The sequence below is a fragment of the Bradyrhizobium sp. sBnM-33 genome, from assembly GCF_032917945.1.
In the GTDB taxonomy this organism is placed as follows: Bacteria; Pseudomonadota; Alphaproteobacteria; order Rhizobiales; family Xanthobacteraceae; genus Bradyrhizobium.
This window is the reverse complement of record NZ_CP136624.1, coordinates 2,344,846-2,366,717: the sequence shown is the minus strand read 5'-3', so window position 1 is coordinate 2,366,717 and position 21,872 is coordinate 2,344,846. Positions and strand designations below refer to the sequence as shown.

21 protein-coding genes and 2 pseudogenes are annotated in these 21,872 nt (G+C 57.2%); 18 read left to right on the top strand and 5 right to left on the bottom strand.

Features of this window, described 5'->3' with window-relative positions; all coding sequences use genetic code 11:
* The first annotated feature begins 27 nt into the window (after positions 1 to 27).
* The 6 genes from RX328_RS10920 to RX328_RS10895 all read left to right on the top strand — a co-directional run bounded on the left by RX328_RS10920 (position 28) and on the right by RX328_RS10895 (position 4,247).
* Positions 28 to 438, top strand: coding sequence for a hypothetical protein (locus RX328_RS10920; protein ID WP_249727379.1), 411 nt, complete (start codon positions 28 to 30; stop codon positions 436 to 438).
* A gap of 170 nt (positions 439 to 608) precedes the next feature.
* Entirely contained in the window at positions 609 to 857 is a 249-nt protein-coding gene (locus tag RX328_RS10915) for a nucleotidyl transferase AbiEii/AbiGii toxin family protein (protein WP_249727377.1), read from the top strand.
* Positions 854 to 1,081 carry a hypothetical protein gene (locus RX328_RS10910; protein ID WP_057903017.1) on the top strand — a complete coding sequence of 76 codons (228 nt, stop codon included), beginning with the start codon at positions 854 to 856 and terminating at the stop codon, positions 1,079 to 1,081. The genes RX328_RS10915 and RX328_RS10910 overlap by 4 nt, the downstream gene beginning before the upstream one ends.
* A 44-nt stretch (positions 1,082 to 1,125) precedes the next feature.
* On the top strand, positions 1,126 to 1,383 hold the full coding sequence (locus tag RX328_RS10905) for a nucleotidyl transferase AbiEii/AbiGii toxin family protein (protein WP_057903016.1): 258 nt from the start codon (positions 1,126 to 1,128) through the stop codon (positions 1,381 to 1,383).
* A 245-nt stretch (positions 1,384 to 1,628) separates the two neighbouring features.
* Positions 1,629 to 2,714, top strand: a complete 1,086-nt coding sequence (locus tag RX328_RS10900; protein WP_317258692.1) for an IS5 family transposase — start codon at positions 1,629 to 1,631, stop codon at positions 2,712 to 2,714.
* A gap of 846 nt (positions 2,715 to 3,560) precedes the next feature.
* Complete coding sequence (locus tag RX328_RS10895) at positions 3,561 to 4,247, top strand: outer membrane protein (RefSeq protein ID WP_213257609.1); 687 nt, start codon at positions 3,561 to 3,563, stop codon at positions 4,245 to 4,247.
* A gap of 236 nt (positions 4,248 to 4,483) precedes the next feature.
* Here RX328_RS10895 and RX328_RS10890 read toward each other — a convergent pair.
* Positions 4,484 to 4,762 (bottom strand): annotated as a pseudogene (locus RX328_RS10890) (helix-turn-helix domain-containing protein); the annotation flags it as partial.
* A 35-nt stretch (positions 4,763 to 4,797) separates the two neighbouring features.
* On the opposite strand from RX328_RS10890, the gene RX328_RS10885 reads away from it, so the two are divergent.
* Entirely contained in the window at positions 4,798 to 5,079 is a 282-nt protein-coding gene (locus RX328_RS10885; RefSeq protein WP_317258691.1) for a LexA family protein, read from the top strand.
* 145 nt (positions 5,080 to 5,224) lie between these two features.
* Here the strand turns inward: RX328_RS10885 and RX328_RS10880 are convergent, their stop codons facing one another.
* The 3 genes and pseudogenes from RX328_RS10880 to RX328_RS10870 all read right to left on the bottom strand — a co-directional run.
* Positions 5,225 to 5,986 (bottom strand): helix-turn-helix transcriptional regulator, encoded by a 762-nt coding sequence (locus RX328_RS10880; RefSeq protein WP_213256675.1) that lies wholly within the window; start codon positions 5,984 to 5,986, stop codon positions 5,225 to 5,227.
* A 244-nt stretch (positions 5,987 to 6,230) separates the two neighbouring features.
* Complete coding sequence (locus tag RX328_RS10875; protein WP_308163806.1) at positions 6,231 to 6,428, bottom strand: hypothetical protein; 198 nt, start codon at positions 6,426 to 6,428, stop codon at positions 6,231 to 6,233.
* 344 nt (positions 6,429 to 6,772) lie between these two features.
* Positions 6,773 to 7,196: pseudogene (locus RX328_RS10870) on the bottom strand (electron transfer flavoprotein subunit alpha/FixB family protein); the annotation flags it as partial.
* A gap of 1,221 nt (positions 7,197 to 8,417) precedes the next feature.
* Here RX328_RS10870 and aepX point away from each other — a divergent pair.
* The 11 genes from aepX (at position 8,418) to RX328_RS10815 (ending at position 20,749) form a co-directional block, all read left to right on the top strand.
* Positions 8,418 to 9,287 carry a phosphoenolpyruvate mutase gene (aepX, locus tag RX328_RS10865; protein WP_213256677.1) on the top strand — a complete coding sequence of 290 codons (870 nt, stop codon included), beginning with the start codon at positions 8,418 to 8,420 and terminating at the stop codon, positions 9,285 to 9,287.
* A gap of 373 nt (positions 9,288 to 9,660) precedes the next feature.
* Complete coding sequence (locus tag RX328_RS10860) at positions 9,661 to 10,881, top strand: pyridoxal phosphate-dependent aminotransferase (RefSeq protein ID WP_213256673.1); 1,221 nt, start codon at positions 9,661 to 9,663, stop codon at positions 10,879 to 10,881.
* 297 nt (positions 10,882 to 11,178) lie between these two features.
* Positions 11,179 to 11,970: a phosphocholine cytidylyltransferase family protein gene (locus tag RX328_RS10855; protein WP_213256671.1), complete on the top strand. Its 792-nt coding sequence runs from the start codon at positions 11,179 to 11,181 to the stop codon at positions 11,968 to 11,970.
* A gap of 30 nt (positions 11,971 to 12,000) precedes the next feature.
* The gene (locus RX328_RS10850; protein ID WP_213256669.1) at positions 12,001 to 12,606 is read left to right on the top strand and encodes a CDP-alcohol phosphatidyltransferase family protein; all 606 of its coding nucleotides are present in this window, start codon (positions 12,001 to 12,003) and stop codon (positions 12,604 to 12,606) included.
* Positions 12,603 to 14,201, top strand: coding sequence for a hypothetical protein (locus RX328_RS10845; protein WP_249727239.1), 1,599 nt, complete (start codon positions 12,603 to 12,605; stop codon positions 14,199 to 14,201). The genes RX328_RS10850 and RX328_RS10845 overlap by 4 nt, the downstream gene beginning before the upstream one ends.
* Positions 14,198 to 14,998: an SDR family NAD(P)-dependent oxidoreductase gene (locus RX328_RS10840; RefSeq protein ID WP_213256667.1), complete on the top strand. Its 801-nt coding sequence runs from the start codon at positions 14,198 to 14,200 to the stop codon at positions 14,996 to 14,998. Before RX328_RS10845 ends, RX328_RS10840 begins: the two co-directional genes overlap by 4 nt.
* Positions 14,999 to 15,028: 30 nt before the next feature.
* Positions 15,029 to 16,135, top strand: coding sequence for an NAD(P)/FAD-dependent oxidoreductase (locus tag RX328_RS10835; protein WP_213256664.1), 1,107 nt, complete (start codon positions 15,029 to 15,031; stop codon positions 16,133 to 16,135).
* Positions 16,136 to 16,156: 21 nt separating this feature from the next.
* Complete coding sequence (locus RX328_RS10830) at positions 16,157 to 17,305, top strand: PLP-dependent aminotransferase family protein (RefSeq protein ID WP_213256662.1); 1,149 nt, start codon at positions 16,157 to 16,159, stop codon at positions 17,303 to 17,305.
* Positions 17,306 to 17,360: 55 nt separating this feature from the next.
* Complete coding sequence (locus tag RX328_RS10825) at positions 17,361 to 17,732, top strand: Rid family hydrolase (protein WP_213256660.1); 372 nt, start codon at positions 17,361 to 17,363, stop codon at positions 17,730 to 17,732.
* Positions 17,733 to 17,801: 69 nt separating this feature from the next.
* Positions 17,802 to 19,199: an LLM class flavin-dependent oxidoreductase gene (locus tag RX328_RS10820; RefSeq protein WP_317258690.1), complete on the top strand. Its 1,398-nt coding sequence runs from the start codon at positions 17,802 to 17,804 to the stop codon at positions 19,197 to 19,199.
* A 299-nt stretch (positions 19,200 to 19,498) separates the two neighbouring features.
* The gene (locus RX328_RS10815; protein WP_213256656.1) at positions 19,499 to 20,749 is read left to right on the top strand and encodes an MFS transporter; all 1,251 of its coding nucleotides are present in this window, start codon (positions 19,499 to 19,501) and stop codon (positions 20,747 to 20,749) included.
* A gap of 234 nt (positions 20,750 to 20,983) precedes the next feature.
* On the opposite strand, the gene phnF is transcribed toward RX328_RS10815, so the two are convergent.
* A complete protein-coding gene (gene phnF, locus RX328_RS10810; protein WP_213256654.1) occupies positions 20,984 to 21,742 on the bottom strand; it encodes a phosphonate metabolism transcriptional regulator PhnF in 759 nt (252 codons plus the stop codon).
* Between the last annotated feature and the right edge of the window lie 130 nt (positions 21,743 to 21,872).

Below are 21,872 nucleotides of genomic sequence, written 5' to 3'. Positions count from 1 at the left end.
AGTCAGTTTTGACTTATACTCCAGACCATGACGAAGTTCGATACCCTCAAAAGGCACTTGAAGCCCGGAAAAGCCTATCGGCGCGCGGATCGGCGCTGGTCGACCTCTGTCGATCGGCATCTCAAGCAGCTGGTTGAGAGCGGTACCCTCAAGAAGCTTTCGGGCGGGCTCTACGCCTATCCAAAGGAAACGGTGTATGGTCCGGCTCCCGCTGCTGACAAGGAAGTCGTTAGCGCTTTTCTCAAGGACGATACATTTCTCCTGGCTTCGCCGAATGCCTACAACAGTCTGGGAGTGGGCACGACGCAGCTTTATGACAAGACCGTCGTCTACAACCACAAGCGCCACGGGGACTTTCAGCTAGGCAGCCGCAAGTTTGCGTTTCGCGTGAAGCCCGCGCTTTCCAAAGTCGCTTACAAAGGAATTTCTCCTTATTGACCTCGTCAACAACGTTGATCAGCTCGCGGAAGCCAAGGACGAGGTTCTCAAGCGGGTAGTGCAACGCGCCGCGTCGTCCGACCGGCGGCGCTTGCGTCGCGCCGTCCGCGAGTATGGGAACGAGCGAACAAAGAAATTCTTCGAGCGTGCGCTAAGGGCGAGCGAATTGCATGCCGCGTGATTTCCTCCACAATCATCCTCAGTTTGCTGACCTGATCCGGATTGTGGCGAAAGTAAAGGGCATTGATCCACCGCTCGTCGAAAAGGACTACTGGATCATGCATTGCCTCTACGGGCTGCAGCAGCTCGGCTTCACATTCCAGCTGAAGGGTGGAACTTCCCTTTCGAAAGGACATCAGATCATCAATCGGTTTTCGGAGGCCATCGATATTCTCATCGAACCTCCGACCGGGATGTGAAGACCGGCAAGAACCACAACAAGCCGCCGCATATCCGATCCAGAAAGGACTTCTTCGACTGGCTGGCCCAAATGATCAAGATCGACGGCATCACGAAGGTGGAGCGCGATACCGCGTTTGATGATGTGCCCGATTATCGGAACGCAGGAATCCGTCTGATTTACACGAGCATCGCTGAACCGGGAAGGGCTGAGGGACGGCGTCCTGCTCGAGGCCGGCTTTGACAAGGTCGCGCCAAACACACCCGAGGATATCAGTTCCTGGCTTTATGACCGGGCCGTCGCCAGCAACGTCGACATCATCGATAACCGCCAAGGCGGTGCCTTGCTATGATCCTAGCTACACATTCGTAGAAAAGCTGCAGACGATCTCGACCAAGTTTCGCAATCAGCAATCCGATGTCGGCGATCCGGTCGGGTTCATGCGGCACTACTATGATGTCTACGAACTGCTCCAACGTCCGGAGGTTCAGGAATTCATCGGCACGGAAGGATACAAGCAGCACAAACAAAAGCGATTTCGTTAGGGCGACAACCAGAACATCGCTGGGAACGAAGCTTTTCTTCTGAGCGACGCCGAAACGACGGCCCTGTATGCGAACGCCTATGACCGCAGTCGCGCTCTCTACTATGATGACCCACCCAGTTTCGAAGAAATAAAGACTGAGATCCAGGAGTGGATCGATAAGCTTTAGCAGTCTGCTGAAGAACCCCCTCGCCACGGAGGGGGCTTGATGATTCACTTGATCATCCCGAATCGGCGGAGACGATCATGCGCGGCAGGTTTACGGATCAGGGCGGCCTGTTTTCGTACATCGCGCCGGATAAGCGGGTGCCAGCGAACCATCCGCTGCGGAAGGTCCGGGAACTTGTCCGGGATGTTTTGAGTGATTTGAACCGCAGCCTTGGGAGGCTCTACGCCAGCGAGGGACGTCCTTCGATCCCTCCGGAGCAATTGCTGAGCGCCTTGCTGCTGCAGGTGTTCTACGGCATCCGCTCGGAACGCCAGTTGATGGAGCAACTGGACTACAATCTCTTGTATCGTTGGTTCGTGGGACTGTCGCCGGACGATCCGGTCTGGGACCCGACCACCTTCACCAAGAACCGGGAGCGGCTGCAGAACGGCGACGTGTTCACGAAGTTCATGACCAGGCTTCTGAACCATCCGCAGGTCAAGCCGCTGCTGTCGGACGAGCACTTCTCGGTGGATGGAACGCTGATCGAAGCCTGGGCTTCACAGAAGAGCTTCCGCCCCAAGGACGGCAGCGGCGACGATGATGACGGCGCCAACTTCCATGGCCAAAAGCGCAAGAACGACACCCATGCGAATACCAGCGACCCGGACAGCAGGCTTTATCGCAAGGCGGCCGGACGAGAGGCCAAGCTTTGCTATATGGGCCACGCCACCATGGAGAATCGGCATGGGCTGGCGGTGGCCGGCAGGGTCACACATGCCAATGGCACCGCCGAACGCCGAGCTTCGGAGACCATGCTGAAGGCGAGACGCAAAGCCGCAGGCCGCCGCATCACGGCCGGTGAGGACAAGGCGTACGATACCGCCGATCATGTCGCCAATCTTCGCGCCATCGGCGTGACGCCGCATGTGACACAGAACCAGGCCGCCACCAAAACCGGCAAGAACCGCAACAGCGCCATCGACGAACGAACCACGCGGCATCCGGGATATGGCATGTCGCAATCGCGCCGGGCGATGGTCGAGTGCATTTTCGGATGGGGCAAGCAGCATGGCACCATGCGCAAGACCAAACATCGTGGCATCGGCCGCGTCGCCGCCGACTTCCTGCTCAATCTGATCGCCTATAACATGATCCGCATTCCAAAACTGCTTGCCGCTTAGCCACCCCGCGTCAGGGTGCACCCAACACCAGGCTAGAAATTTACATCCAACTCCGCCGCGTCACCCCAACAACGACCGGCCAGAATAAGAAAACTCTCCATCTCATGGTTTTTCAGCGGACTGTTAGGCGGGAAATCAATCAAAAGAGACGGTTCGGCTTGTCGCATGAACTCAAGGCGAGAGTTGATTTACGGTGCCAGCTTTTTCAACTGTTCAATGAGGCGATAGACCGAAGCCAGTGCAGCTAATGCTGTAGCTTTACTACATGCTTCGCCCGAGCGCAGTGCTCTACCGGGATGAATGAGGTTCCGCGCATCCATCGCAAGGCCCGCTTGGTGCTCGGTTCCGGCGTCGATCACACGATTTGAGACCGCACGATTGATCAAATCAGCGAGATGTAGCTGGTCCAGCGGTCGCTTCGGCGCAGTCGTAAGTGACACCTGCTTCAGGGCCCATAGGCGTGCGTGAATGAAGTCGATGGTCGGCGTTGCCTCTGCTGTTTAATCAAGCGAGGCTCCGAGGGGAAGCGCCCTTCTGGGGAACAACACTCAGCCAGACGATCCGATACAGTTCGTCGCGGCTCTCGCCCACGCGCGCCCCTTTATCAGCGAGCTTCGATTCGAACACCCTTCACTCCAATGTTGGCATTGACGCGCATCTCTCCCATACGCGATCAACGCTTTGGGCTGTGCACATTTGGTCATGATTTCCAAGCCTACAACCTGACGCAGCGTGAGTTTCAAGCTCTTTCTTTCGAGTGAGTGTTGCGCTGTCGTTACAGCAATTCCCGATGACGTTGCTAAGACGCGCGCGGCCCGGGGGCCATCTAAAGGAAAGAAACTGGAAATGAAGAACTTGTTGCTTGTGACTTGCAGCATCGTCGCGCTTAGCGCGGCCGCACCCGCATTCGGCGCGGATCTCGCTGCGCAGCCCGTCTATATGGCACCGCCGCAGGTCGCGGCCGCGATCTACGACTGGAGCGGTTTGTACATCGGTATCAACGGCGGTTGGGGCTTCAGCGATGCAACTGGTAGCACCGTGGGTGGCCAGATCGGCTATCGCCAGCAGATGGGCCAGGCGGTGTTTGGTATCGAAGGTCAGGGCAACTGGGCTGATTTCAGCGGCTCCAATGTCAGCACCATCTTCCCCCTCAATACTAACCGCAGCACGACCGACGCGTTCGGCCTGATCACCGGCCTGATCGGCTACACCTCCAACAACGTTCTGCTTTACGCCAAGGGCGGTGCTGCGGTGACGAGCAACACCCATCAGGTCACCTCAACCCTGACCGGCGCGCAGCTGGCGAGCACCGACAATACGCGTTTGGGCGCCGCGGTCGGCGCGGGTGTGGAAGTCGGCTTTGCGCCGAACTGGTCGGTCGGCGTCGAGTACGACCACCTGTTCATGCCGGACGCCAACGTGAGCTTCACCACGGCCGCTGGTGTGGTCGCGACCGATCGCATCCGTCAGGATTTCGATCTCCTGACCCTGCGGCTCAATTACAAGTTTAGCCCGCCGGTTCTCAAATACTGATCTCTTCGCGTTCAAACGGCGGATCGAAAGCCCCGGCCCTCGGGCCGGGGCTTTTTTCGAGCTATTCATCTGCCGCGGGACGTACTTCCGCGGACATTCGACCCGAGACCTACTTCCATTCTGCGGTCCGCAACGCACTGTTCAGCTTACGCATCTCACGTTTGGAAGCGCCGGATCGGCTTTCAGCCCGCTCACACGGCTAGATTGCTAAGAGTATGGTACTGCTTGTGCTCGACGTCTTCCTTGCCCGTCAGCTTGCGTTCCGCGCCCGGACGCGGCTCCTCGCTCAAGGCCCGCTCCAGATTGCCTTCCACGAAGCGGCGCTTGGTCCGGCCGACGGTGGAGAGGCTGACACTCACGGTCCGGGCAATCTCCTCGTCGCGGCGGCCCCTATCGGCCGCCAGCAAAATCTGCGCCCGCTTGAGCTTGCGGGCGGCGTGTTTGCCGCCGCCGAGCATCGCCGTCAGTTCATCGCGCTCGGCTTGGCTCAATTCGACCCGATAACGTACATTCACGCGTTGCCTCGTCGGAGGCCGGGACGAATTCAACGATGAGTCAAAAATCAGGCGCGCGTTTCACCGAGAAGCAGGGGCACTACCTCGCTTTCATCCATACCTATTCGTACATGTTCGGCCAGCCGCCCGCCGAAGCCGACATCCAGCGCCATTTCCCCGTCAGCCCGCCGACTGTCCACCAGATGATCGTCACCCTCGAACGGAACGGCTTCATCCGACGTCAACCCGGCGTCCCCAGAAGCATCGAGATTCTCTTGCCACCGGAAAACTTGCCCATCCTCGAATGGCTCGGTATCAAAACGTCAAAATCACTATGATGAACCACTAGCGGCGGCCGATTCGTGGGCGACCGGCGCAGGCCTTTTGTGATTATACCGATGCAGCATCCAACTCGCTGCTATTCCCAACGAGATTAGATCGTCATGCCATGAGAATCCTGCGAGCGGACGCCACACGCTCAGGTCAGTTACCAGTTGCCAGCGCTGGCGCCGCCGAGAATTCAATGAGATTGAGGCGAATCGCTTTTACGATGGCCTGGGTGCGGTTCGTCGTACCCAACTTGCGCATCACGTTCTTAATATGAAAATTGACTGTATTATGGCTGACCTTCAGGATCTTCCCAATTTCCCAAGACGATTTTCCCTCTGCCACCCAGCGCAGGCAGTCTTTTTCGCACTTAGTCAGGGTAAGTTTCCTGTCGCAGCTGCTATCCGAGGGCCGCACGATCTCCGCAAACGCGGTATGAAAGTGCCAGGCCAGTGTGTTGAGGTGACTCATACGATACTGAGGATCGGCGTCGTCGAACGGAGATGCAAAGGATACCACAGATACTCGGCCAAATGCCCCAAACAATGGCACGCTCATACCGTGCTTCAGACCTGCCTCTCTGGCCTCGTCCAGTACGCGCTGCTCGCCGGATTGCAGTTGATATTGCTTGGCGAGTTCGTCCCAGAGAAACGGCCCCGGAAGCATTGGTGTCCGCCGGACCACCGGGTCGATGACACGGTAGTTACGTTCAAAATAACGGTGGCACCAGTCAGGCGGGAAGTTCACGGTCACCGAGGGCGGTAGATACTCCGGTAGACGAGGCGGTTCCGCGAAGGTGAGTGCTCCATAAGCGACTTCACTGAAGCCCTCCTCGCTCGCACAGCTCACAAGAAGATCGAACAGCGCTTTAATAGAGCGCGTTTGCTTCGCGCATTCGATGAAGCTGAATAAGTCCATGTGGCGACTCACGAGGGCAGCCAAGAGGCCGCTATTGCGCCGTTCGATTGAGTGTTTTAAGCGGAATCTAGTTTTATTCCGCTCAGCGAAGCCCTTGCTCCGCTCTTCATCCAGCCTGAACACTCGCGCGCTGCGGCAAATGCTATTCCCAAATTCGTTGACCTCTCCCAGCAGGCGCCCAGAAGGGACAGGTCAATCGAAACCGTGGGCACGCCAATCAAGCAGCGGGGGTGGAGCGCCTCACTCACTTAAGCTCGAACAGCACACCATAACCGTGGTACTGGTAGCTCCACGTTCTGTCGCCAGAGGGCTCGCCAACGAAGCGGTGGGTATCGCATTCGATGAAGCCGTCGAGGGCGATCTCCACGTCGCACTTGGCTTTCGGCTCGAAGCAAAGCGCGGGACCGGCTTTCACGAGCGAAAGAAGCTGCGGCAACGGCATTGTGCGCGCGCACCCCGATATGGGAACGAGCGAGATCGATGTGATTGCGGTTGTAGAACAGCTTCTCTTCGAGGCACACTGAGGGCTCGACATTCATGTTTCAGTCTCCGCAGTTGGTATCCACGATTAGAGCGCAAGGCTTCAGTCTCTCTTGTTTATGCATGATCTCCTTCGAAAACCGGTGGCCACTTTTCCGGATCGTGCAGCGGCACTGGGCGCGGGCGAATATTCGCAGCCGCAGCGCCTTCATGTCGAACTTGGCCATAGGTAACGCGGAGGCATGCCGGCTATCCCGGAGCCGACCACGATGGCGTCGAACCTTACCTCGATCGTGACAGCCTCCTCTAGCTCGCGATCTGAACGCACGAATGCGGCCGCAGACGCGCACGAAGGCGGCATCGGCGCCGCCAGCAGCCGGTTCGCGTCACTGCCACTATGGGCGAATTCGAAGATCGGCGCGTTCTTCTCGATGCTAATGGCGACGATCAGGGCTGCGCCCTTGACGCCGACCCGATGCTGGATCGCGCCGGAAATGCCGGCCGCGATAAAGAGCTTTGGCCGCATGATCTTGCCGGTGTGACCGATCTGCCGGGCGGAGGTGACCCAGCCCTTCTGCGCCAGCGGACCTGAGCAGCCATATTCGGCACTGAGGACAGCCGCGCGCTGACGCTCCATTTGAAAATTTTCGGCCGATCGGAGCCCAAGACCCTCGGCGACCACGACATCGGCAGACGCGAGATTGACGTTTGCGGAATCGCAGTCCGGCACTAATGGAGTGCTGCTCCGCCTTGATGGTGGGTGCGCTGAGATCCGGGGCCCCCGTTCTGGCGACATAGGTGAGCTCCAGCAGGCCGGGCCGCTTGGTAATGCCGGGCTCGACCTTTGCGGTGTCGCCGTCGATTGTTTGCTTGTCAGTGAAGGTGACATCAACCGGGCCATACTCCCTCCCAGTCTTGCGGATGCGGTCGCCAACGCATAGCTGCTCGCCAGTGTGCCGTCCTGACGAATACGCGGGTAATGACCGCACGATGTGGTCGGCGCCGAAGGTCAGTGCCTTGCGTAAGGCTCGGCGGCCATCGATGAGCACGGTTATCTCGCCGCCGCACTCGTCGCTTAGCTCCGGCACTGCTCGCAGCGCGAACAGATCGTAGATGTTGATTATGCTCGGCCTCCCGGTGGCGCATGGAGTTGTTGGCCACCGGGCGCACGCGGATCTGAGCGAAGTTGGAAACCTGCTTGCTGCAGACGATACCGTGCATGCGGTACTCCACAATTTCCGAGAACCTGGAATGAGAACAGCAAAGTTCGTACCAGTTGCATCGCTCGCGAGAATCAGGCGTGGAGACAATGCTTGAGAGAATTTGCGATCGATTGGGAACGATAGGCGATCGACGCAATTGCGACATGGTCGGAAATGCGACATCGCCGTTTGCAGCAGCCGCGACATTAGTTGATGTAGATCAAGAAGAGCGCGGCCTAAGACGGGACACGTTCTCCCCTCATCTGCGGTGAGAGCGGGTCGCGTACCACAAGGTGAGCGGCCGCGGTTCACGAGGACCAAAACCCTTGCCCCATTCGCCTTGGACAACACTTCGCATCGCCAGGAGCAGGTCGAGATGTCGGATCGTACTCGACCTCGAGCAGCGTAAGGAGTGCTGAGCTGATGAGGCTTGCCGATTGTCGAACGGGTGCGCTTTGATTTCTCTCGTGATTGTTAGGACTTTAGCCCCGACTCGCGCGGCATCCTATTGCGACTTGGAACACGTTGCGGCCCAGTCAACTACCAACGCTAGCAATTGATCGAGATGACAGAAGCATTACGGTTGGCTGCGGGATTTCCCGAGCGGCTTGCCTCGATCAAGAACTGGGCGAAGCACGCCCTGAATGTCCGGCCGGTCGAAGGCACCTGCAAGGAGTGGCATGCAAGATCAATCACAATCTTTTCTCGCTAACGGCCTTGATCGATGCGCTGACTCCTCACTTGCAGAAATGCTGCGCGCTGAGATTTGCTGCAACCGCGAGCTCTCCTTCCTCATGGAAGCTCATGATGCGCTCTCCGGCGCGATCGCCAAGCAGGCAGGCTTTAAAGGTCTATGGGCGTCGGGCCTGTCAATTGCCTGCTCTCTCGGCTACCGCGATGCCAACGAAGCGTCATGGAACCAACTCGTCGACGTAGTCGAGCGCATCGTGGACTCGACGGAGCTGCCCGTGCTCGTTGATGGCGATGGCGGCTTCGGGAATTTCAACAATGCGCGCCTCTTGGCGCGCAAACTCCGTCAGCGTGGCGCTGCCGGGATTGCGCTGGAGGACAGCTGTTTTCCGAAGATGAACTCGTTTGTTGGCGATAGGCATCCTCTAGCCGATATCGACGAATTTTCCGGCCGGCTGCGGGCAGTGAAAGATACAGTCGCGGACGACTTGGTCCTCGTGGCCCGGATCGAAGCGCTGATCGCCGGCCATGGAATGGACGAGGCAATTTTACGCGCTAGCGCTTACGCGGCCGCGGGAGCCGACGCGATCCTCATTCACTCGCGCAAGAGCACCGCGGACGAGATCCTCTCGTTCGCGAGTGCCTGGCAGAACTGCCTACCAGTCGTAATCGTTCCAACGAAATACTATCGAACACCGGTCTCTAAATATCGGGATGCCAGCATCTCCACAGTGATCTGGGCCAACCACTCCATGCGAGCTGCAATAGCGGCAATGCGGCACGTCTGCGGCCGCATTATCGCTGAGGAAGGCATTGCCGGCATTGAGCCAGATATCGCAACGCTCGATGAGGTCTTCGATTTGTTGAGGTACGACGAGCTCGCCCGTGCGGAAGCGCGATATCTCCACCCCCCTGACCCACGGCAATAGCTTGTCATCCACACAACAACATACTCATTCTCGAAGGACTGCTGCGATGCGACCGCCTGCCCTATCGTCACGCTCCACTGCAATCGCAAACGAAGCATTTGTTTGCCCTTCTGGCATTGGCCGTATCATCAAATGGCGCCACAGCTCTTACTCGGCCGACCTGTACATTTCTGCCTTATCTCGGCCCGATCTCTTATCTCCATGGCCACCTAGTCCCCGAAGAAGAGCTAGGAGCTTATTTCTCTCTCGGCGAAAGGCCGAAACGGACGATGATCCGTCTTTTTTGGTTTGTGGGGTCTCATTTTCAAGGACTCCGCTAGACCTCGCGCCACAGCAGCAACCATAGGCTACATTGGATCGACGGAGAGCGATGATGTTGGCGCAACGAACAGTTCTGTTCAAGTCGTCAGGCACGGCCGCCGCGAGAACCGCTGCCAAAGCAGCTGCCGCGAACGGCAAGGAGATAATCGATCTGACCGCCGGAGAGATCTGGAGTGACCTGGCGGCCTCGGTGCGCGAGGGCGCGATCGCCGCAATTAATCGCAACGTCAACCGCTACACTGACACGCTCGGTCTGATGGAGTTGCGACATGCGCTTGCTCGCAAGATTTCCGCCGAGACCGCTCAACCCTGGTCGGCAGACGAAATCGCGGTGACGAACGGCGCCAAACAGGCGCTCTTCAATGCGGCCATGGCTCTTCTGAATCCCGGGGACGAAGTGCTGATCCCGGCCCCCTACTGGACTACTTTCCCGGCCCAGATCGTCGTTGCCGGCGGCACGCCGGTGTTTATCGAGACCCGGCATAATAGCTATGTGCCGAGCCTTACGGACCTGGCCGCGGCCGTTACACCAAAGACTAAGGCGATCGTGGTCAACACGCCGAACAATCCGACCGGTGCGATCTACGACCGCGACACTCTTGCTGGCATTGCCCAACTCGCCATCGACCGGGATCTCTGGATCATCTTCGATGAATGCTACGGAGCTTTCGCCCATGCCCCACATACCCATCATCCGATCGTCTCGGTTGCGCCCCGGGCACGCGATCGCACTTTGATCGTCAATTCGTTTTCCAAGTCATTGGCCCTGACCGGCTGGCGGATTGGCTATCTTGCAGGCCCCGAGGCGGTCATAGGCGCGGTTAGAGCGCTGCAAAGCCATACAACCTCCAATCCCAATGTCATTGCACAGCACGCGCTGCTCCATTACCTCGAGTGCGGCGGTCCTGCATACCAATTGCAGTTGCAGCGCCAAGTTGCCAACGCGCGGGCGCTCGGGCTCTCGATCCTTTCAACGCTGACATCGGTACCCCAACCTGCCGCCCAAGGTGGATTTTACTTCTATCTCGATCTCAGCGAATTGCAGCGGCAGGCCAAGGCCCATGGCCGCGAATTCAGCGCCGATGACGTCGTTAAAACGTTGCTGATGGACGCTGGTGTCGCAACGGTTTCGGGCACAGCCTTTGGCGACCCCGCCGGGATCCGGCTCTCCTACGGCATCGATCTCGAATTGCTCGGCAAAGGCTTGCGGCGTCTGACCGCAACTGTGAACACGTGGACTGACTCCCTGGCTCCGCAAGGCGCTTGTAGTTGAAGACGGTGACATCATGCCTGGAATTCCAAGGTGTTTTCTATTTCCATTTCAACCGTTCCGATCTGCTGCGACAGACATTCGGAAACGGTGCAAGGACAGCCGCCGACATCGTAAACACGCTGCTTGCGAAGCCCGCGTCGCGACCGTATCCGACATCGCATTCGGGGACCCCGTAGGCATTCGCCTCTCCTATGGAATTCCACCTGACACACTCGAGACCGGCCTGAGCCGGCTCGTTGAAGTCCTCAACGCCTGTGAATGACGAAGCGATATCGCGCAACGATGAAGGGGAATGAAATGGCTACCAATGCTCCAAAGAAAGCCATCATTCTCGCCGCCGGCTTCGGCTCTCGCCTGCGACCGCTGACGGATCTGCGGCCGAAGCCCCTGGTCGAGGTCAACGGCACACCGATCCTCCACAATGCCCTGCGAAACCTGGAGGCAGTCGGCGTCGAAGAGGTGACGATCGTCGTCGGCTATCGCAAGGACGCCATTCAATATGCCTGCGGCAGCCGCTTCGGCGGGCTTGAGATCAAGTATGTCGAGTCAACCGTTTTCGACCGCACTGGCAGCGCTTATTCCCTATGGCTAGCGCGTGATGCGCTTCTTTCTGGAGACTGCTACCTCTTGGAAGGTGACGTCTTCTTTGAGGTGGACGCGCTCCGCTATCTCAACGTTGCCGATGCCGACGACGTTGCCGCGGTTGCACCGTTCGATTCGAGCATGCAAGGGTCTGCCGTAACGCTCTCAGAGAATGGACTTATTTCTGCGTTCCGGATGAAGCAGACGGCAGCGGACCTCGACGGGGACGGCCCGGTACTGTTCAAGACAATGAATATACTGCGGTTTAATTCCGTTACGCTGACAAAGACGATTGTCCCTTCGCTGGAAGACATCATCGGTTCAGGTGCCACACAGGCGTACACCGAGGAGCTTCTCGCCTATCTCGTCCAAAGACGCGGGCTACAGCTTGCTGCGGCGCGTTGTGACGATCTCCGTTGGTATGAGATCGACAGCACGGAGGATTTGCGGATCGCTGAAAACATCTTCGCAACCGCGTCGCCGCCGCTCGTCAGCCGAGCCGTTTGAGCATCGGCTTGTGTGATGAGGGAGGATCCAATGCTCCGCCAACTTATCGATCCGGCCAACGCCGTGACTGCAACAGGCCTTGTGCTCTCCGCCATCGGTATCAACCTGGCAATCGCCGGCCTTCCGGAGATCGGGGTAGCCGTCGTGCTCTGGGCGTTGCTGGCTGATCACCTCGACGGGGTCGTGGCCCAGCGGACGCAGGGCCGCCCGGCAGAGACAGGACAGATCGGCAAGAATCTGGATTCCCTCGCCGATTTGGTGAGTGCCGGTGTCTTTCCGGCCGTAACATCGATAATCATTGGCCATGGCTCAACGATCTCCGTTGCCGCGGGAACCATTCTCGTTGTGGCCAGTGCCTTGCGGCTAAGCTACTTCAACGTATTCGGATCTCCGGGTAGCCGGTTCATCGGAGTGCCGACCACCTACGTGGTACCGGTAACGGCAATCATTTTCTTGCTTCGTCCGGTCATCTCCGAGGTGATCTTCCCGAACCTGTTCGCGTTCGTCCTCGTCGTACTTGCTGTCCTGCACATTGCCCCCCTCCGAGTGCCGAAGACGGCTGGCGTCATGTACCTCGTCGTCATGGCATTTTGTGTTGGGGCATCCATCGTACTTGCGACTAGGGGACTGCCATGAATACGCGGCCTGAATCCATACAGGCACGCGATCTGTCCGAACGAGACCACACGTGCGGCTGGATCTACCGGGAACTCGGCGTCGAGCCGTTCATCCAATGCGCCGGTGTCCGCACGACTTATGGAGCAAGCAATCCGAGCGACGAGGTCATCGCCGCAATGAACGCGGCTGCCGAGGCTTTTGTCGACATGGACGAACTCGCTGAAGGCGCAGGCCGAAGGATGGCTGAACTCACCGGCGCCGAATGGGGTGTCATCACCGCCGGCACTGCAGCGACGCTAGCGTTAGCCACGGCAGCGTGCATTGCCGGAAACAATCCGGAGCTGATGTTGCGGTTACCGGACACATCGGGGCTGCGCAACAAGGTGTTGATCCCCTGCGATCAACGTTTTGCCTACGAACAGGCGTTCCGCGTCGCGGGTGCCGAGATTGTCAGCATTGCGAGGATAGAGGAGTTGGCGCAGGCGTTGGATGGAAGCATCGCGATGATCTGCCTCCTCGGTCGCATGGACGCTGCGTCGGTATTACCACTAAGCTCGTTCCTTCCCTTCGCGCGTGCGCACGGTGTGCCCATTCTCGTCGATGCCGCCGGCCTTTCGCCAGGAAAGCCGGATCGCTGGATCAAGAACGGAGCCGACTTGGTGGTTTACGCAGGTGGCAAATATATCCGTGCGCCACAATCCACTGCGATCGTGCTTGGCAAGGAGCGGCTTTGCAAGGCGATCTGGTGGAATGGAGCGCCTCACCAGGCATTTGGCCGGTCAATGAAGGTCGGCAAGGAGGAGGTGGTCGGCGCCGTAGTCGCGCTCGATCGCTGGATCAATTTTCAGTCGGCGAAAGACGAACGCGACCAGTGGATTCCTCGATTGAAGCGGATTGAGACTCACCTCAGCTCGCTGCCAGGCGTTACGACGGAAGTGCTGTCCTGGGCCGGTTCTGTGACAGCTGTTCGGCTGAAGGTGAGCTGGGATGCGGCTGTTATTCCGTTTAATTCGGAAGACCTAAGGCTTGCGCTCTTGCAACAACGACCGCGGATCCTGATCCACGATTTCTGGTCCACGCCGACCTCGATCATACTGGATCCCGTGAATCTCTCCGATGACGAGGCGGAGATTGTCGGCCACGCTTTGGCAATCGCATTTCGTCAGCCTCGGTCCATTGCTCAACCTGCCCCCAACTTTCTTGCAGAAATAGATGTCTCGGGCAGTTGGCGTGTCGAAATGCACTTCCTTCATGGTTCGGCGACACACCATCTCAACATTCAGCAGAACGGCGAGCTCATATCTGGCATCCATCACACGGGATCGTCCTCGGGCGCCGTATCTGGTGAAGTTCATGGCCGCCATACCCACTTCGAGGCTGCGCACGAGCAGGTGCCGATTTGGCTATTCTACGGGTTCGAGGGCGAATTCGCAGAGGATGGCTCCATCAGTGGAACAGTTCGACTGGGCGGCACCGCCAAAGAACATCTCGGGCCGGTCTTCAAAGGCCAATACGGTTCTGCGGAATGGCATGCAACACACGTCCACGTAACCCCGGATAAGTCGATTGATGCCACGCAGGTTGTCGCGCCAACCCAGGGGAGACTGGAATGATCATTCAGAACGTGGGCGCCCAGTCTCAGCATTCGATGAGCCTGCACGGCAAAGTCGCATTAGTCGTCGGCGGCTACGGAGCTATCGGCACAACAATATCCGAAACGTTGGCCATTGCCGGCGCGACCAGCATTATTGCAGGACCAAATGGCGACCGGACGCAAGCTCTTGCCGCGGAACTAAGCGACAAAGGTTTCTCTGTCCAAGGTGTCGAGCTCGACGCGTGCGATGTCGGCGCAGTGCGAAATCTCTCTGCTTCTCTGAGGCAACAGTATGGTTCGATCGACATTCTGGTGAACTGTGTCGGCTTCAATAAGGAGCAGAAGCTGCTCGAGGTGACGGAGGAAGCCTTCGATGAAGTCTATTCCAGGACATTGCGCGCAGGAATGTTTCTTTCTCAGGCGGTGGGCGCTCATCAAGTTGCGGCCGGAAACGGCGGCAGCCAGATTCATCTTCTTTCGGTTCGGTCATCACTTGGCTTCCGAGACCGTGGATACAGCGCCTTCTGCGCTGCAAAGGGTGGGCTGGCTGTCCTTTTGAAGCAGCACGCAACCGAATTGGCGCCCAACGGCATCACCGTTAATGGTGTCGCCCCGGGCGCGGTACGAACTCACAAGAACGACAAGGCTCTTGAGGACGCAGCGACGTTTCAGCGGGCCACGGCGGATGTTCCTCTCGGTCGCTTGGCAACACCAGCCGATGTCGCGGGCGCGGTACATTTCCTCGCGTCGGCGCTGTCGCGTTTTGTGACTGGGCAGATTCTGTATGTCGATGGCGGCCTTACCGCGTGCAGATAGATGCAGCAGCACCACGAAGAGGATATGGCAATGAGGGTGATTATTATTGGCGGCGGGATCGTGGGGACATCAATCGCTTATCATCTTACGAAGCATGGTTGCGAAGTCGTTATCGTTGATGAGCACGCTCCAATCGGCATCGGATCATCGCGCACATTTGCGTGCATTAATTACTTCAGCTTTGTTGAAGAACCATATTTCAGTTTTCGACGAAAGGCTATCAGCTTCAGCGAGAAGCTCGCAGAGGAAGTTCGCGCCGCGAAACATTTTCATTTATCTGGCACGCTTCGTTGGGGCGACACCGGATCAAGCAGAGAAAAGCTTCAAGATATTGCGTCTCGTCTTCAACGGATGGGTGTCGCTGTCGAATATTGGACACCCGACGACGTGCAGCGGCGTTTGGAGCCAAATCTACGCCTGAGGGACGTTCAAGGTCCGATCATACGACTGACAGACGAAGGGTGGATCGACAGCATCTCTTTTATTGGCCGCCTCAGGCAGGCCGCGATAGAGACCGGACTACTAACGGCAGTAACTGCAACGGCTCTGCACATTGAAACGCGGCGGGATGAAGTGTGTATTGCCACCAGCGGTGGCAACGTTCATGGCACTTTCGTTTGCCTCGCGGCAGGATCTGGCACGTCGAACCTCACCAAGGAACTAGGCTATAAGGTCGAGGTCGCGAAGGATCCTGGAATCCTGTTCACCGCATCAGTTCGGCCGTCGATCCTGAACCACGTCGTCTATGCGGGGGACCTCCATTTCCGACCCGACTCCAATGGGCGCATGATGGGAGGTCAAACTGCCTCATTCGAGGGCACTGACGGCGAAGCGTTGACGCAATCGCTGAGACTGGCCGCAGAACTAGCCAAAGTCGTGCCGTCGTTCAGTCAGGCGCCAGACATTCAAACTTATGCAGTCAGTCGGCCCGTGCCTGCCGATGGACTCCCAATCGCGGGATGGCTTCCCGAACTTGATCGAATTTACGTATCGGCATGCCATAGCGGCATCACGGTAGGCCCCCTGCTCGGCATGCTGAGTGCGAAGGAAATGCTTGGGAAGAGTTCTGCACTTCCGACCGAATTTCGGACTTCGCGCCTCAAACCGGCCGTCAGCAGAACCCGGCTGCATGGGTAATTCGTCTTAGGAGGACTGGAGATGGAACGGAAGCAGATTAGCCTTATGCGAGCGACACCGCCACACCTGAGCGCTCTTTCAGAGGCTCTTCAGAAAACGTGGGCAGCATTCGCGGACTCGGACGAAAACCTCGCTCGGCAGTTTCGTCAACACCGTTACAACGGGAACGAGGAGGACCGTGCTGCTGGGGTGGAATGGATCGGGAATCGTGTCAGGCCCGTTCCTGCCCTGGACAGAATGATGGTGACCAACGGCACCATGAACAGCATTCTTTTGCTGACGTCTTCTCTCGTTGGACCTGGGAACGTCCTGCTTACGGAAGAACTCACCTTTCCGCAGGTCTACACGCTTGCCAAGATCGCGTCTGTCGAAGTGCAAGGCGTCCGAATCGACCAACAAGGCCTGGTTCCGGAGGATTTCGAGCAAAAGTGCAAGCAATATGCGCCGAAGGCAGTCTATGTAAATTGCACAGTTCACAGTCCGACCGCCTATGTGATGCCAACAGAAAGACGCAGAGCGATCGCGGACATCGCGCGTAAATATGGTGTTCAGATCGTCGAAGACGAAGCTCAAGCACTCTATTTGGATGCTTTGCCCGATTCGTTTGCGACGATAGCACCCGATATTACGTGGTATTTGATGGGGCTATCGAAATATTTGAGCCTCGGCATCCGCTTGGCGTTTGTCGTCGCCCCGTCGGAACGTGCCCTGGCAAACATCCTGGAACGCCTCCGTCCGATCTCGACCTGGCATCCTGCCCCACTGATGGCATCAGTCATCACTCATTGGATACGAACCGGCGTTGCCGAGACTCTTCTCCAGTTAGCCCGTATCGAAGTCAGAAAGAGACAGGCGATCGTCTCCGAAGTCCTCTCGGACATCGATGGATTTCAAGGTTCATCTGGCATTCATTTCTGGCTGCCGGCACCGGCCGGCGTCGATAGCGAGCAATTCAGCCGGGCGATTGGGGAGGCCGGAATCCTGGTGCGGCCGAGCAAACTCTATGCTGGTGACCGTGAGCCGCGTTTGCAAGGAATTCGGCCCGGCGTTGGAGATCCTGTGGATCTCGCTGAAACGCGTTACGCGGTCGAAGTCATTCGCGGCATCTATCAACAGTTACGGCATCAAGATGAAGATTCCCCGCAGCGAATAGCCTCCAAAATAGTCTGAAGCACTCAACTGTTCTCGTTTGTTTCGGATTCTTGAAAAACCGTGAGGAACCAACATGGGTGAGGATTGGCCAATTCTGCGTTCGAAAGGCGTTGCCGAAGGTAGAAGTTCAGGCTCTGCTTTCAGCTCGTTGGCGTTTGCGGTTGCCACTTCCGATGACAAGAGAGTTGGTTTGGAAGAGCAGGCGAAGCGATGCTTTCGCAAGATTGATGGCGTTCTGGCGGATCTCGGTACCGATAGGCGGTATCTGCTTTCTGCGACAGTCTTTCTCTCGGACCTTCGACAGAAGGCAAGGTTTGACGACGTGTGGAACGCTTGGGTCGGAGCAACCCCTCAACACTGGCCTCAGCGGATGTGTATCGGAGCGACTTTGTCGGAAGGCACACTCGTCGAGATCTCGGTGGTGGCTGCCAAAGTCAAGCGTTGAGGCACGCCGTTTCTGTGGCGCCAATCAACACGACCCACCAGCTGACTGCGGTCCGTGAGGATAGTCCATTTGAAAGGGAAGTACGGCATGCGGCGCAATGAACAAATGAAGCTCGGAGTGTTCCTCCTTCAGGCGGGGCATAACGAGGGTGCATGGCGCGATCCGAGCGTGCCTGCGAGTGGCGGAGTGGACATCGACCATTATGCCCATCTGGCCGCACTTGCCGAAGGCGCGGCATTTCACTTCGTATTTCTCAACGATAGCCCAAGCGTAAGAGATCAAGACCACGCAACCATAGCTCGTGTAAGCCGAAACGATGGGTTCGAGCCAATCACGCTGTTGTCGGCGCTTTCATCGAGAACACAGGACATCGGCCTTGTCGCGTCAGCGACGACGACGTACCACCAGCCCTATCATCTTGCACGCATGTTCGCCTCACTTGACCACCTATCGCGGGGACGTGCGGGCTGGAACATTGTCACCTCGGGACATAGGTTCGAAGCCCCAAACTTCGGCGAAGAGGAACTTCCGGATCATGACGAGCGCTATGCTCGAGGGAGAGAATTCGTAGAAGTTGTCAAGGGTCTTTGGGATACGTGGGAAGACAACGCTTTCATTCGCGACAAGAAGAGTGGTATTTTCGCCGACACGACGAAGCTGCATTTTCTCAACCACCGAGGGGACTACTTCTCAGTCAGAGGCCCGCTGAACATCGCAAGGCCGCCCCAAGGTTATCCAGTGTTGGTTCAAGCTGGCGCATCCGATGCCGGAATGCGGTTCGCTGCAGAACTCAGCGAGGTCGTGTTCACCGCCGACCCTTCTTTAGAGAACGGCAAAAGATACTACGCAACTCTCAAAGAGAAAGCGCGCGCGCTTGGGCGAGACGACGATCAGTTGCTAGTCATGCCTGGCATTGTCCCGATCGTGGGGAGTACCAAGCAAGAAGCGTATGAGAAGCTTGAAAGACTACAATCGTATACGCACATCGACGTTTTAGTTGGGATGGCCGATCGTTTGCTGGGGTTTGTCACCGACCTGCGTTCAATGGATCTCGATTCATTGGTCCCAGAGACTTTACCGCAGACGAATTTCATCCAGAGTCGTCAGACGCTGCTCCTCGAGTTGGCCGCACGCGAGAAATTCACCTGGAGACAACTGATCCGCTTTGTGTCGGACAGCCATGGCCATCTGATGGTTGTTGGAACACCGGACGAAATTGCCAACACGATGGTTGATATATTTGATCAACGTGCGGCTGACGGATTCAACGTATTGCCGGCGATAGTTCCCGGCGGGCTCAAGGATTTTGTTGAGCTCGTTGTTCCCGAATTGCGTCGGCGAGGGAAATTCAGATCGGGATACTCGGGACAAACACTAAGGGAGAATCTCGGTCTCAAGCAGCCACTCAATCGGTTCTCGCAGGTACAAGGAAAAGAGCGCGGCCGCACAACTGTCTTCTCTGGATAGATCGGCATCAGACCGAGCGGAATTCCGATCAGCAATGCGTTGTGCCACCCAGGCTATTGCGATCGTGACCGTCGGGCAAGCGCGGGAGCGGAGCGGCTTTTTGCAATCAGCTCGTATTGCAGCGCCTCGGATGATCCCTCAACGCTACTCTTGTGTGTATGTGTGTGTGAAGAAAGCGAACTCCGCTCATTCACCAGTGAGGGATTTTGGCATCAACCTTCTCTCATACGATCATCGTCTTGTGGCAGATGAGGCCACACTAGCTGTTCCTTCGACATTCACTGCTTAGTGAGGCCATTATGTTCAGCAGCGTTCAGCCAGAGGGCAGCAGCTCGACACGATACAATGGTCCCTTTCAGCTCCTCTTTGGAGCTAACGTACTCGCGAACATCAGTATCTCAGTAAACATTATGACGATCGCGTGGTGCCTAACGAATAACACGAGATCTATAGCGTCCGTGGCGTTGGTTCAGTCGACCCAAAGTCTCCCTCTTGCGTTGCTTTGCATTCCGTTCGGCGTCGTCGCTGACATCGTGGAAAGGCGTATGCTTCTAATATTGGCCCAGGGACTTGCAATTGTGGCATCACTCGTTCTTGTCACAATACTGGCAATTACAACCCCACCCACCTGGAGCTTCCTTCTGATCTCGACGATTATTGGCAGCAGTGTAGCGTTAAGCTACCCTTCATGGCAGGCATCAATCGGTGATCTAGTCGAAGGCGCCGACCTCCCCGCGGCGGTTAGCGCAAACGCTATCATTTTCAACATCGCACGCATCGTCGGACCGGCATTGGCAGGGCTTCTGATAAGCCTGATCGGAGCCGCCGGCACCATCGCCGTTTCTTGTGGCGGCTTCATGATCTTTCTCGTAGTGCTGTTTCGATGGACGCCAACGGCCAAAGAAGTCCCTACAAAGGTGACAACGTTCTGGGAGACGCTGAAGATCGGGTTCGTGTTCTCATGGCATCACATTACGATTCGTCGCGCGCTTTTTGAGACGCTGATTTTCGGTTTTATAGCATGCATCGCATCGGCTCTGCTGCCGGCGGTTATTAAGTTTTCGGCCAATGGTTCATCCTGGAGCTTTGGGATTGTGACATCGTGCTTCGGGTGTGGCGCCGTTTGCGGAGGACTAATCGCTGCGTCGTGGCGCCGGCATATGGTCGCGAAACACTTTGTGTTAGCGGGGGCATTTTCCGGCATTGGACTTTGCGCGGTTCTCTTCGCAATCGCCTCAAACGCTCAAGTTGCCGCGATAGCTGCGTTCGCCGGAGGGATCTCATGGGTCTCAGGCTTTGTTTATCTGAACACTACGATACACGTCACAGCACCTCGCCCCCTTATTGGCCGAACGCTCGCGATGTATCAGACAGTCAATGCGGGAAGCCTTGCCATTGGCAGCTGGGCTTGGGGGGCGCTGTCCGACGCTGTTGGCTTTACGACCGCAGTTCTCGGTGCCGCGGCGCTTTCTTGTCTGGTCAGTGGGGTCTACTTCTACCAGGCGATACGAAACCATGCCATGTTCCGACCGCCCCTCGACCGGCAATGAGATTACGTCGGTGTACGGATATTCCGGTACAGGTTGTTCCGACGATGCCGGCTGGAGGACGCGGAGGTCTTCGTGCACTCCTTCAATCTGAAGGCGCGAACGGCTCCGGAACGCACCGACAAGAGGCCAAAACCCACAATTCCGACAACCGTCACGTGGGCAACGACCTGAGAGGGATCAGTTTCCTCGATGGCGAATGTACCCTAACCTGATAGGGTACCGTTCAGCGAGTACCTACGGGTTCTGAATGTCTCCGACATAAAACTCAACTTTCGATCCGGGGTACGATGAAACCGCATAGAATACCGGATCACCTGTTGTCCCATCGCTCACAGAGCTCGTTTCGACAACGATGTCGATGGATGAGAGCCCCAGATGCTGCATTTCCTCGGCACTTGGGAAACGAGACTTCAGCCGAATGAATCGTCTGGAAAACGTCGAGACGCCAACTAATTCTAGGAGCTTGGTCTGAGAAAACGTTCGGTTACGTTTCCTAAGAATGGCCCTGAACGCTTCCTCGATGCCCGGTATCCGCGCGACCGGGAAATGGGCTCGAACCAGCGCGACTGGTGATCCATCCGCCCTTCCCAGCATGTCGACGATCAAGACCGGCTCGCCAACGCCGATCTCAAGCCTTTCTGCGATGCCTTTGGCCGCTGACGAAACATGGAGGCCGATCACCTCTCGGCTCGGCGTCATGGCGCTATCAAGAAGGTTCTGCTCGAGCGTCTTTTGAGCCTCAATGCGGTACTCAAAGACCTTCCTTGCTACGAATGTGCCGCGGCCGAGTTCGACATCGAGGAGGCCAGCATTTTTCAGATGAGCTAAGGCTCGGCGGATCGTCTGGCGCGCTACCCCGAAGCGATTAACCAAATCCATCTCGCCCGGAAGTTTGTCACCAGGAAGAAGGATACCCTGATCAATCTCACGGATAAGTGTCTCCCCAATCTCTCGCCAACGGCTTATGCCGGCGCCGTGAAAGGATCTCGTCATCTCAGTGCCTCATGATATGGACGAGGGGGAGAGGCGCCTGCCTTCTTTGAAGCGCCGGCCCTCCTCGACTCCGGCTGTACAACCCGCAACAGGTCGGTTGTCCAAATTGAATGTCGGTTGCGCTCTTGAT

What these genes read in the sequence shown, in the direction of transcription:
- RX328_RS10860 (WP_213256673.1), top strand. Translation starts at nt 9,661, where the DNA reads ATGTTGGCGCAACGAACAGTTCTGTTCAAGTCGTCAGGCACGGCCGCC.
- RX328_RS10905 (WP_057903016.1), top strand. Translation starts at nt 1,126, where the DNA reads ATGACCGGGCCGTCGCCAGCAACGTCGACATCATCGATAACCGCCAAG.
- RX328_RS10845 (WP_249727239.1), top strand. Translation starts at nt 12,603, where the DNA reads ATGAATACGCGGCCTGAATCCATACAGGCACGCGATCTGTCCGAACGA.
- RX328_RS10915 (WP_249727377.1), top strand. Translation starts at nt 609, where the DNA reads ATGCCGCGTGATTTCCTCCACAATCATCCTCAGTTTGCTGACCTGATC.
- phnF (WP_213256654.1), bottom strand. Translation starts at nt 21,742, where the DNA reads ATGACGAGATCCTTTCACGGCGCCGGCATAAGCCGTTGGCGAGAGATT.
- RX328_RS10830 (WP_213256662.1), top strand. Translation starts at nt 16,157, where the DNA reads ATGGAACGGAAGCAGATTAGCCTTATGCGAGCGACACCGCCACACCTG.
- RX328_RS10895 (WP_213257609.1), top strand. Translation starts at nt 3,561, where the DNA reads ATGAAGAACTTGTTGCTTGTGACTTGCAGCATCGTCGCGCTTAGCGCG.
- RX328_RS10840 (WP_213256667.1), top strand. Translation starts at nt 14,198, where the DNA reads ATGATCATTCAGAACGTGGGCGCCCAGTCTCAGCATTCGATGAGCCTG.
- RX328_RS10815 (WP_213256656.1), top strand. Translation starts at nt 19,499, where the DNA reads ATGTTCAGCAGCGTTCAGCCAGAGGGCAGCAGCTCGACACGATACAAT.
- RX328_RS10825 (WP_213256660.1), top strand. Translation starts at nt 17,361, where the DNA reads ATGGGTGAGGATTGGCCAATTCTGCGTTCGAAAGGCGTTGCCGAAGGT.
- RX328_RS10850 (WP_213256669.1), top strand. Translation starts at nt 12,001, where the DNA reads ATGCTCCGCCAACTTATCGATCCGGCCAACGCCGTGACTGCAACAGGC.
- RX328_RS10900 (WP_317258692.1), top strand. Translation starts at nt 1,629, where the DNA reads ATGCGCGGCAGGTTTACGGATCAGGGCGGCCTGTTTTCGTACATCGCG.
- RX328_RS10855 (WP_213256671.1), top strand. Translation starts at nt 11,179, where the DNA reads ATGGCTACCAATGCTCCAAAGAAAGCCATCATTCTCGCCGCCGGCTTC.
- RX328_RS10875 (WP_308163806.1), bottom strand. Translation starts at nt 6,428, where the DNA reads ATGCCGTTGCCGCAGCTTCTTTCGCTCGTGAAAGCCGGTCCCGCGCTT.
- RX328_RS10835 (WP_213256664.1), top strand. Translation starts at nt 15,029, where the DNA reads ATGAGGGTGATTATTATTGGCGGCGGGATCGTGGGGACATCAATCGCT.
- RX328_RS10920 (WP_249727379.1), top strand. Translation starts at nt 28, where the DNA reads ATGACGAAGTTCGATACCCTCAAAAGGCACTTGAAGCCCGGAAAAGCC.
- RX328_RS10885 (WP_317258691.1), top strand. Translation starts at nt 4,798, where the DNA reads ATGAGTCAAAAATCAGGCGCGCGTTTCACCGAGAAGCAGGGGCACTAC.
- aepX (WP_213256677.1), top strand. Translation starts at nt 8,418, where the DNA reads ATGCTGCGCGCTGAGATTTGCTGCAACCGCGAGCTCTCCTTCCTCATG.
- RX328_RS10880 (WP_213256675.1), bottom strand. Translation starts at nt 5,986, where the DNA reads ATGGACTTATTCAGCTTCATCGAATGCGCGAAGCAAACGCGCTCTATT.